General features: G+C 67.6%; 1 pseudogene. It reads left to right on the plus strand.

The window, feature by feature from the left end:
- Nucleotides 1-502, plus strand: a pseudogene (locus tag AQJ11_RS45095) (IS5 family transposase); the annotation flags it as partial.
- Nucleotides 503-515 lie beyond the last annotated feature (13 nt).

Raw genomic sequence — 515 nt, forward strand, 5'->3', positions numbered from 1 at the left:
TCCTCGACACCGCCCACGTCCGCGCTAAAAAGGGGGCGAACACACAGGTCCGAGCCCCGTAGACCGGGGCAAGCCGGGTTCCAAGATGCACGTCCTGTCGGACGCGAACGGCCTGCCCCTCCTCGTCGGCGTCTCCGCCGGCAACGTCCACGACAGCGAAGGACTGAAGCCGATGGTGGAGGGGTACCAAACGAGACACGACCCCCACCGCGGCCGCCACTTCAAGCCCCAGCGCCTGCACGCCGACAAAGCCTACGACCGCGCCGACCTGCGCAGATGGCTCCGCGGGAAGCGCATCGGCGTGCGCATCGCCCGCAAAGGCATCGAGTCCAGCGAGCGATTAGGGCGCCGCAGGTGGGTCATCGAGCGGACGATGTCCTGGCTGTCCGGCTACCGCCGACTCAGCCCCCGCTACGAACGCGATCCCCGCAACTACCTGGCCTTTCTCGGACTCGCCGCCGCCCTCTGCTGCTACAAGCGACTCATCCGCCTCACCACGTAGGACACGGTCTTAG

It is taken from the genome of Streptomyces corchorusii (genome assembly GCF_001514055.1).
GTDB lineage: Bacteria > Actinomycetota > Actinomycetes > Streptomycetales > Streptomycetaceae > Streptomyces > Streptomyces olivaceoviridis.